The sequence below is a fragment of the Streptomyces sp. NPDC023527 genome (genome assembly GCF_055560115.1).
Genome location: NZ_JBVHJJ010000025.1, coordinates 1 through 10,708, shown reverse-complemented (window position 1 = coordinate 10,708; position 10,708 = coordinate 1). Strand labels below are relative to the sequence as shown.

Here is a 10,708-nt window from a genome sequence, read left to right as displayed (position 1 = left end):
GGCGACGGTGAGACGCTTCCCGCCGCCGCCCTGGGGCTCGACGAGCCGCAGGTGGCCGTGCGGGGTGGCGAGCTGCTCGTACCCCGCCTGGTACGGGCCCTCCCGGCGCGGGAGCCGGGTGTGGCCTTCAGCGGTGAGGGCACGGTCCTGGTCACGGGCGCGTCCGGCACCCTGGGCCGACTGGTGGCCCGCCACCTGGTCACCGAGCACGGCGTACGACGCCTGCTGCTGGCGAGTCGCCGTGGTCCGCTCGCGGAGGGCGCCACCGCATTCGAGGCCGAGCTGGAGACGCTGGGCGCGGAGGTCGAGACCGTCACGTGCGATGTGGCGGACCGGGACGCGCTGGCCGGGGTGCTGGGCGCGGTGTCGGCCGAACATCCGCTGACGGGTGTGGTGCACGTGGCGGGTGTGACGGACGACGGCATCGTCTCCGCCCTCACCCCGGACCGTATCGACGCCGTCTTCCGTCCGAAGGTGGACGCGGCGCTCAACCTGCACGAGCTGACGCGTGATCTCGACCTGTCGGCCTTCGTTCTCTTCTCCTCCGCCGCCGGTGTCTTCGGTAGCGCGGGTCAGGGCAACTATGCGGCGGCGAACGCCTTCCTCGACGCTCTCGCCCAGCAGCGTCGGGCGGCGGGTCTTCCGGCGGTGTCGATGGCCTGGGGTCTGTGGGCCGAGAGCAGTGCCCTGAGCGGTGCCCTCAACGACGCCGACCAGCGCCGCATCTCCCGCACCGGGCTCGTCGCGATCGAGGCGACGGACGGCCTGGCGATGTTCGACGCCGCCAACCGCGCCGGCCTGCCCGTGGTCGTACCGGCGCTCCTGGACAGCACCGCCCTTCAGGCGCAGGCACGTTCCGGTGCCCTGCCGACGCTGTTCCAGGGCCTCGTACGCACCCCCGTGCGCCGTACGACATCGGCCGCCGACGCCACGAGCCCCGCGGGGTCCTCGCTCGCGCGACGGCTCGGCGGGCTCGCCGGGTCCGAGCAGTACGAGGCGGTGCGCGATCTCGTACGCGAGCAGGTGGCCATGGTCCTCGGCCATGAGTCGGCGGCGGCCGTCGCGGTGGACCGCCAGTTCCGGGAGCTCGGCTTCGACTCCCTGACGGCGGTCGAACTCCGCAACGCCCTGAACTCGGCCTCCGGCCTGCGGCTCCCGGCGACGCTGGTCTTCGACCACCCGACGCCCGAGGCACTCGCGCGGTATCTGCTGGAGGAGCTGGTCGGTTCCTCGCCGAACGCGGCGGACGACACCGCCGCGGTGTCGTCGGCAGCCGTCGACGAGCCGATCGCGATCGTGGGCATGAGCTGCCGGCTCCCCGGGGGCGTCCGGACCCCCGACGAGCTCTGGCGCCTGGTGAGCGAGGGCGGCGACGCCATCGGCGGCTTCCCGGCCGACCGCGGCTGGGACCTCGAAGCCCTCTACCACCCGGACCCGGACCACGCCGGCACCAGCTACACGCGGGACGGCGGCTTCCTCTACGAGGCAGGCGAGTTCGACCCGGCGTTCTTCGGTATCTCGCCGCGCGAGGCCCTGGCGATGGACCCGCAGCAGCGGCTGCTGCTGGAGACGTCCTGGGAGGCGTTCGAGCGGGCCGGGATCGACCCGTTGTCGGCGAGGGGCTCGCGGACGGGCGTGTTCGCTGGTGTGATGTACCACGACTACGGGTCGCGGGTCTCCGTCGTACCGGACGGCCTTGAGGGCCACATGGGCATGGGCAGCTCCGGCAGCATCGCGTCGGGCCGCATCGCGTACACCTTCGGGCTGGAGGGCCCGGCGGTGACGGTGGACACGGCGTGCTCGTCGTCGCTGGTGGCCCTGCATTTGGCGGCGCAGGCGCTGCGGCAGGGTGAGTGCGAGATGGCCCTGGTCGGCGGCGTGACCGTGATGTCGACGCCCAGCACGTTCGTGGAGTTCAGCCGCCAGCGCGGCCTCGCGGCGGACGGTCGCTGCAAGGCGTTCTCCGCCGACGCCGACGGCACCGGCTGGGCCGAGGGCGCGGGCATGCTCCTCGTCGAGCGGCTGTCGGACGCGCGACGCAACGGGCACAAGGTGCTCGCGGTGGTGCGCGGCAGCGCGATCAACCAGGACGGCGCGTCGAACGGTCTGACGGCTCCGAACGGTCCCGCGCAGCAGCGCGTGATCCGGCAGGCGCTGGCAGCGGCGGGTCTGTCGCCGGCGGACGTGGACGCGGTGGAGGCGCACGGTACGGGCACGACGTTGGGCGACCCGATCGAGGCGCAGGCGCTGCTGGCGACGTACGGGCAGGAGCGGGACGGCGACCGGCCGCTGTGGCTGGGTTCGCTGAAGTCCAACATCGGTCACACCCAGGCCGCCGCCGGTGTCGCGGGCGTCATCAAGATGGTCATGGCCATGCGTCACGGGGTGGTCCCGAAGACCCTGCACGTCGACGAGCCCACGGCCCACGTCGATTGGGCGGCGGGCGCCGTGCGGCTGGTGACGGAGCCTGTCGAGTGGTCGGACAGCGGACGTCCCCGCCGGGCGGCCGTGTCGTCCTTCGGCGTCAGCGGCACGAACGCACACGTGGTCATCGAGCAGGGTCCCGCCGAGGAGTACGAACCCTCACAGGCCGCCTGCGGGACGGTCGTCCCGTGGGTGATCTCCGCCAAGGACCCGGCGGCACTGCGCGAGCAGGCGGAACGGCTGCGGTCGTACGTGGCCGAGCGCCCGGAACTCGCCCTGGCGGACGTCGGCTTCTCGCTGGCGACGTCGCGCGCGGCGCTGGAGCACCGTGCGGTGGTCGTCGGCTCGGATCTCGCCGAACTGACGGTCGGGTTGCAGGCTGTGGCCGATGGTTCTTCCGTGGCGCATGTGGTCGAGGGCGAGACCGGGCGTGAGGGCAAGCTTGCGGTGTTGTTCTCGGGTCAGGGGAGTCAGCGGCTGGGGATGGGGCGTGAGCTGTACGACGCGTTCCCCGTCTTCGCGGACGCCTTCGACGCGGTGTGCGGGGAGCTCTACCGGCACCTTGAGGAGTCGGTGCGGGAGGTGATGTTCGGCGAGGACGCGGAGAAGCTGAACCGGACCGGGTTCACACAGCCTGCGTTGTTCGCCGTCGAGGTCGCCCTTTTCCGCCTTGTCGAGTCGTGGGGCGTGCGGCCGGACTTCCTGGCCGGGCATTCGATCGGTGAGCTGGCCGCCGCGCATGTGGCGGGGGTTCTTTCCCTGGCTGATGCGGCGGCTCTGGTGGCTGCTCGTGGTCGGCTGATGCAGGCGCTGCCGGCCGGTGGTGTGATGGTGGCGGTGCAGGCGACGGAGGCCGAGGTTCTTCCGCTGCTTGAGGGTCATGAGGCGGGCATCGCGGCCGTCAATGGGCCCACGTCGGTGGTCATTTCGGGTGCCGAGGACGCGGTGACGGCCATCGCCGAGCGCCTGGCGGCTGAGGGTCGTAAGACCAAGCGCCTCACGGTCTCGCATGCGTTCCACTCTCCGCTGATGGAGCCGATGCTGGCGGAGTTCCGCACGGTGGCCGAGGGGCTTGCCTTCTCCGCCCCCACGCTGCCGATCGTCTCGACGCTCACCGGACAACTCGTCTCGGCCGAGGAAGTGTGCGACCCCGAATACTGGGTCCGCCACGTCCGCCAGGCCGTCCGTTTCGCCGACGCGGTCGAGGCCCTTGCCGCCGAAGGTGCCCGCACCTTCCTGGAGATCGGCCCCGGCGGTGTCCTGACCGCCATGGCCCAGGAGACCCTGGACGAGGCGGCCACCGCCATCCCCTCCCTCCGCTCCGACCGCCCCGAGGACGTGGCCGTCACCACGGCCCTCGCCGCTCTCCACGTCGACGGCATCTCCCTCGACTGGTCCGCCGTCCATCCCGGCGCCCGCCTCGTCGACCTGCCCACCTACGCCTTCCAGCGCCGTCACTACTGGCTGGACTCCGGGACCGTCACGGGCGACCCGGTGTCCGTCGGGCAGACGGCGGCCGATCATCCGCTGCTGGGTGCCGCCGTCGCGCTGGCCGATGGTGAAGGTGCCCTGCTGACCGGGCGGCTGTCGCTGTCCGCTCAGCCCTGGCTGGCCGATCACGCGGTGCTGGGGACGGTGCTGCTGCCCGGTACCGCCCTCGTGGACCTCGCGGTACGCGCGGCCGACGAGGTGGGCTGCGGGCTCCTCGACGAGCTGACCCTGGGCGCGCCGCTCGTGCTGCCCGCGCAGGGCTCGGTCCGGCTCCAGGTCGTGGTGGGCGGTCCCGACGCGGCGGAACGCCGCCCGGTGACGATCTACTCGCGCCCGGAATCCGCCGATGCCGGCGACGCGTGGACGTCCCACGCGACCGGCACCGTCGCACCCGCCCCCGGCATCACGGGCGACGACGACTTCGACCTGGCGCGGTGGCCGGTCCCCGGCGCCTCCGCCGTGGAACTCGACGGCGCCTACGAGCGCCTGGCCGACCTGGGCTTCGGCTACGGGCCCGTGTTCCAGGGGCTGCGTGGGCTGTGGCGGCGCGGCGACGAGGTGTTCGCCGAGGTCGCCCTGCCCGAGGGCATGGACGTCCACGGATTCGCCGTCCATCCGGCGCTGCTCGACTCCACGCTGCACGCGGTCGGACTGGGCGGACTGCTACCGGACACCGGTGAGGCACGGATCCCGTTCTCGTGGGGCGGAGTGGCCGTGCACGCCACCGGCGCCACCACGCTGCGGGTGCGGCTGACGGCCGCCGACGCCGGCCAGGACGCGGTGGCGCTGCGCGTCGCCGACGGTACGGGCCGGCCCGTCGCCTCGGTCGACTCGCTCGTACTGCGCCCGGTGTCGGCCGAGCAACTCGCGCAGGCGGGGCGGAGCGGTCCGGAATCGCTCTACCGCGTCGACTGGACACCCCTACTCACCCCGGAGGTTCCGATGAGCGGATCGTGGGTCGTGGTCGGTGACGACGACGGGCTGCGCGCGGCCGTCGAGGAAGCGGGCATGCGCGCCTCGTTCCACCCGGACCTGGTGAGCGCGGAGCGCACCGCCGAGGACGGCGACCCGGGCGCCACGCCGCCCACCGTCGTCCTGGCGACCGTCGGCGTCCACGCCGACAGCGATCGCCCCGCGCGGCACGCCCGTATCACCGCGCACCACACGCTGGCGCTCCTGCAGGAGTGGCTGGCCGACGACCGCCGGGCCGACGCCACGCTCGTCGTCCTGACCAGCAACGCCGTGGCCACGAAGGAGGGCGACAAGGAGGTCGACCCGGCCCAGGCGGCCATCCGGGGCCTGGTGCGCTCGGCACAGACGGAGAACCCCGACCGTTTCGTCCTGGTCGACCTGGACCGCGACCCCGCGTCCGTACGGGCACTGCCGGCGCTGCTCGACGCGGGCGAGGAGCAGTTCGCCGTCCGCAACGGTGAGGTGCTCGTGCCCCGGCTGGTCCACGCCGTGCCGGCGCCGGCCGCGCTCGACGGCCTGTCCTTCGCCGCCGACGGCACGGTCCTGGTGACCGGCGCGTCCGGCACCCTGGGCCGGCTGGTGGCCCGCCACCTGGTGACCGAGCACGGCGTCCGGCAGCTGCTGCTGGTCAGCCGGCGGGGAGCCGCGGCCGAGGGCATGGCCGAGCTGGAGACGGAGCTGACGGCACACGGCGCCCGGGTCACCGTGGCGGCCTGCGACGTCGCCGACCGGGCCGCGCTCGCCGGGGTCCTGGCGGCGGTGCCCGCCGAACACCCGCTGACGGGTGTGGTGCACGCGGCCGGTGTGACCGACGACGGCATCGTCTCGGCGCTGACGCCCGAGCGCATCGACCGGGTCTTCCGGCCGAAGGTGGACGCCGCGCTGCACCTGGACGAACTGACGCGGGACATGGAACTCTCCGCGTTCGTGCTGTTCTCCTCGGCCGCCGGGGTGTTCGGCAGCGCCGGGCAGGGCAACTACGCCGCCGCCAACGCGTTCCTGGACGCGCTGGCACAGCAGCGGCGGGCTGCCGGGCTGCCGGCGGTGTCGCTGGCGTGGGGGCTGTGGGCCGAGAGCAGCGGGATCACCGGCGAACTGAACGACGCCGACCGCGGCAGGATGGCCCGCAGCGGAGTCCTCCCGCTCTCCACCGAGGAGGGCCTGGCCCTCTTCGACACCGCGTCCGCCTCGGGCGGCACCACCGTGGTGCCCGTACGGCTCGACCGGGCCGGGCTGCGCGATCGGGCCGCGGCGGGCTCGCTGCCGGACCTTCTCCGAGGACTGGTGCGCGTACCGGCACGACGGGCGGCTGCGGCGAGCGCGGAGAAGGCCGAGGCGGCGCCGCTGTCGGCGCGGCTGGCGGGCCTGACCGAGGCCGAGCAGAACAAGCTGCTCCTGGACCTGGTCTGCCACGAGGTCGCCGCCGTACTCGACCTGCCCTCGGCGAACGCGGTACGGCCCGGCCAGGCGTTCCGCGACCTCGGCTTCGACTCGCTGACGGCGGTGGAACTGCGCAACCGACTGGCCTCCGCCACCGGCCTGCGCCTCGCACCCGCCCTGATCTTCGACTACCCGACCCCCGACGACCTCGTGGGACACCTGCGGGCCGAGACCGCGCCCGCCGCCGGCCGGGACGACGACAACGACCGGGGCGTCACCGCGCTGCTCGCCGAACTCGACCGGATCGAGGCGGCGTTGCACCGCACGGCCCACGACGACGACGGCCGCACCGCCGTCGCCTCGCGACTGCGGTCCCTGGCGGACCAGTGGGCCGCGGGACCGGCCGACACGAACGCGTCGTCCTCGCCGGAGCAGGAAGGCGCGAACGTCGCCGACGAGCTCCAGGCCGCGACGGACGACGAGATGTTCGACTTCATCGGCAAGGAATTCGGGATCTCCTGAACCGAATGAAGGGGTCCGCGGACTTTCCCCGGACCGGGCCCCTTCCCCTCCCCGCCACGTAATTCCCGACCTTCCGCTCCATGGGCTTTCTGCAAGAGGTGACCTCCGGTGAACGACCCTCAGGTGAACAACGAGGAAAAGCTGCGCTATTTCCTCAGGCGAGTGACGGCTGACCTGCACGAGGCCCGCGAGCGGCTTCAGGAGATCGACGAGAACCGGCGCGAGCCGATCGCGATCACCGCGATGAGCTGCCGCTTCCCGGGTGGGGTCAGTTCGCCGGAAGACCTGTGGCAACTGCTCGTGGACGGCGGGGACGCGATATCGGCATTCCCCACCGACCGCGGCTGGGACCTGGACGCGCTCTACGACCCCGACCCGGAGACCCGGGGCACCAGCCACGTCCGCGCGGGCGGATTCCTCGAAGACATCGACCTGTTCGACGCCGGACTCTTCGAAATATCGCCTCGCGAGGCCCTCACCATGGACCCGCAGCAGCGCATTCTGCTGGAATCCTCCTGGGAGGTCTTCGAACGCGCCGGAATAGACCCGACCTCCCTCAAGGGAAGCCGCACCGGCGTTTTCGCCGGCGTGATGTACCACGACCACACGTCCGTGCTCCAGCAGGCGGTCGAGGACGTCGAGGGCTACATCGGCACCGGCAGCGCGGCCAGCGTCGTCTCCGGCCGCGTGGCCTACACCTTCGGCCTCGAAGGCCCCGCCGTCACCGTCGACACGGCGTGCTCGTCGTCCCTCGTGGCCCTCCACCTGGCCGTACAGGCGCTGCGCCAGGGCGAATGCGACATGGCCCTGGCCGGCGGCGTCACGGCCATGCTCACCCCCACCTCCTTCGTCGACTTCAGCCGCCAGCGCGGCCTCGCGGCCGACGGCCGCTGCAAGCCCTTCGCGGCGGCGGCCGACGGCACCGGCTGGGCCGAAGGCGTCGGCATGCTCCTCGTCGAGCGCCTCTCCGACGCCCGCCGCAACGGCCACCCCGTCCTCGCCGTCATCCGCGGCTCGGCCGTCAACCAGGACGGCGCCTCCAACGGCCTCACCGCCCCCAACGGCCCCTCGCAGCAGCGTGTGATCCGCCAGGCCCTCACCAACGCCGGCCTGTCACCGGCGGACGTGGACGCGGTGGAGGCACACGGCACCGGCACGACCCTGGGCGACCCGATCGAGGTCCAGGCCCTGCTCGCCACGTACGGGCAGCAGCGGGAAGCCGACCGGCCGCTGTGGCTGGGCTCGCTCAAGTCCAACGTCGGCCACACCCAGGCGGCGGCGGGCGTCGGCGGCATCATCAAAATGGTGCAGGCCATGCGACACGGCGTCCTCCCCAGGACTCTGCACGTGGACGAGCCCACCCCGCACGTCGACTGGTCGGCGGGCGCGGTACGGCTGCTGACCGACCCCGTCGAATGGAAGGAACAGGGCCGCCCCAGGCGCGCCGCCGTCTCCTCCTTCGGCTTCAGCGGCACCAACGCCCACACCATCATCGAAGAGGCCCCCGAACCGGAATCCGCGTCGGGCGAGACCACCGAGACCCACCGCACCCCGGTCGCACGCTCCCTGCCGACCCCCGTGGTCCTCTCCGCCAAGACACCGGAGGCCCTGCGCGCCCAGGCCGCCCGCCTCCTGCACCACACCGACACCACCTCCGACCGCTCGCCGCTGGCAGACCTCGGCCTGTCCACGGCGACGACGCGCGCGGCGCTCGACCACCGCGCCGCCGTCGTCGCCACGGACCACGACGACCTGCGCCGAGCCCTCGACGCCCTGTCGAACGGCGAGGACGCTCCGGGGCTCGTCACGGGAACGGCCGCCGCCAGGCAGACGGTGGCGCTGTTGTTCTCGGGTCAGGGGAGTCAGCGGTTGGGGATGGGGCGTGAGTTGTATGACGCGTTCCCTGTTTTCGCCGAGGCGTTTGACGTGGTGTGCGGGGAGTTGGAGGGGCGTCTGGAGCGTCCGCTGCGGGATGTGGTGTTCGGTGAGGATGCTGAGGCGCTGAACGAGACGGGCTATACGCAGCCTGCGTTGTTCGCGGTCGAGGTGGCGTTGTTCCGTCTGGTGGAGTCGTGGGGTGTGCGGCCGGACTTCCTGGCCGGGCATTCGATTGGTGAGCTGGCCGCCGCGCATGTGGCGGGGGTTCTTTCCCTGGCTGATGCGGCGGCTTTGGTGGCTGCTCGTGGTCGGTTGATGCAGGCGTTGCCGGCCGGTGGTGTGATGGTGGCGGTGCAGGCGATGGAGGCCGAGGTTCTTCCGCTGCTTGAGGGTCATGAGGCGGGCATTGCGGCCGTCAATGGGCCCACGTCGGTGGTCATTTCGGGTGCCGAGGGCGCGGTGACGGCGATCGCCGAGCGCCTGGCGGCTGAGGGTCGTAAGACCAAGCGCCTCACGGTCTCCCATGCGTTCCACTCTCCGCTGATGGAGCCGATGCTGGCGGAGTTCCGCACGGTCGCGGAGGGTCTGGCCTTCTCCGCTCCGGAGCTGCCGATCGTCTCGACGCTGACCGGAGAGCTTGTATCGGCGGACGAGGTGTGCGACCCGGAGTACTGGGTCCGTCACGTCCGTCAGGCCGTCCGCTTCGCCGACGCCGTCGACACGCTGACGGCCGAAGGCGCCCGTACCTTCCTGGAGATCGGCCCCGGCGGTGTCCTGACCGCCATGGCGCAGGAGACCCTCGACGGGACCGGTGTCGCGATCCCGGCCCTCCGCACCGACCGCCCCGAAGCCGAGGCCGTCACCACCGCCCTCGCCCACCTGTACGTACAGGGTGTCGGTCTCGACTGGGACGCGGTGTTCGCGGGTCGCGACGCCCGTACCGGGGGCCTCCCCACCTACGCCTTCCAGCGTGAGCGGTACTGGCTCGAAACCCGCCCGGTCGCCGGCGACCTCACCGGTGCCGGCCTGTGGTCCGCCGACCATCCGCTGTTGGGCGCGGCGGTGGGGCTCGCCGACGGGGAAGGTCTGCTGCTGACGGGCCGACTGTCCCTCGCCACCCACCCCTGGCTGGCCGACCACGTCGTCATGGGTACGGTGCTGCTCCCCGGCACGGCCCTGGTCGAACTGGCCATCCGAGCCGGTGACCAGGTCGGCTGCGAACGCGTCGAGGAGCTCACCCTCGCGGCCCCGCTCGTCCTGCCCGCCCAGGGCGGCATCCAGCTCCAGGTCGTCGTCGACGGCGCCGAGGAAGCGGGCCGCCGCGCCGTGCGCATCTACTCGCGGCCCGACGACGCCACCGTCGCCGACCCGTGGACCTGCCACGCGACCGGTACGGTCACCACGAGCCGCCGCGAGGAGTTCGACCTCGCCGAGTGGCCCCCCGCCGGAGCCTCCCCGGTCGGCACCGACGCCCTCTACGACCGCATGGCCGATCTCGGCCTGGACTACGGCCCCGTCTTCAGGGGCGTACGAGCGGGCTGGCGGCGCGGCGACGAGGTGTTCGCCGAGATCGCTCTTCCGGAGGGTGTGCACACCACGGGCTTCGGCGTGCACCCGGCCCTGCTGGATGCCGCGCTGCACGCCGTCGGCCTGGGCGACTTCGTCGAGGACACCGGCCAGGGGCGGATCCCGTTCTCGTGGAGCGGCGTGAGCCTGTACGCGACCGGCGCCACGGCGCTGCGCGTACGGCTGACCCTGGCAGGCCGGGACTCCGTCTCTCTGCGCGTCGCGGACGGGACCGGCAGGCAGGTGCTCTCCGTCGACGGGCTCGCTCTGCGCCCGGTGACCGCCGACCAACTGGCGGGGGAGCGGCAGCCGCTGTACCGCGTGGACTGGACGCCGTGTGGCGCCGTCTCAGGCGGTGGCGAGGTGGAGGTGCGCGAGGACCTTCCGATTGCGGGGGCCGAGGTTCCCGATGTGGTCGCGGTGTCGCTCGCGTCGGGGGCCGACGACGTACGGGCCGTCGTGGGTCGGGTGTTGG

General features: G+C 72.7%; 2 pseudogenes. Both read left to right on the top strand.

The annotated features are described in order from the left end of the window. Positions 1–39 precede the first annotated feature (39 nt). Positions 40–6,789, top strand: a pseudogene (locus ACZ303_RS31680) (type I polyketide synthase); the annotation flags it as partial. Between the two features lie 150 nt (positions 6,790–6,939). Next, positions 6,940–10,708 (top strand): annotated as a pseudogene (locus tag ACZ303_RS31675) (type I polyketide synthase); the annotation flags it as partial.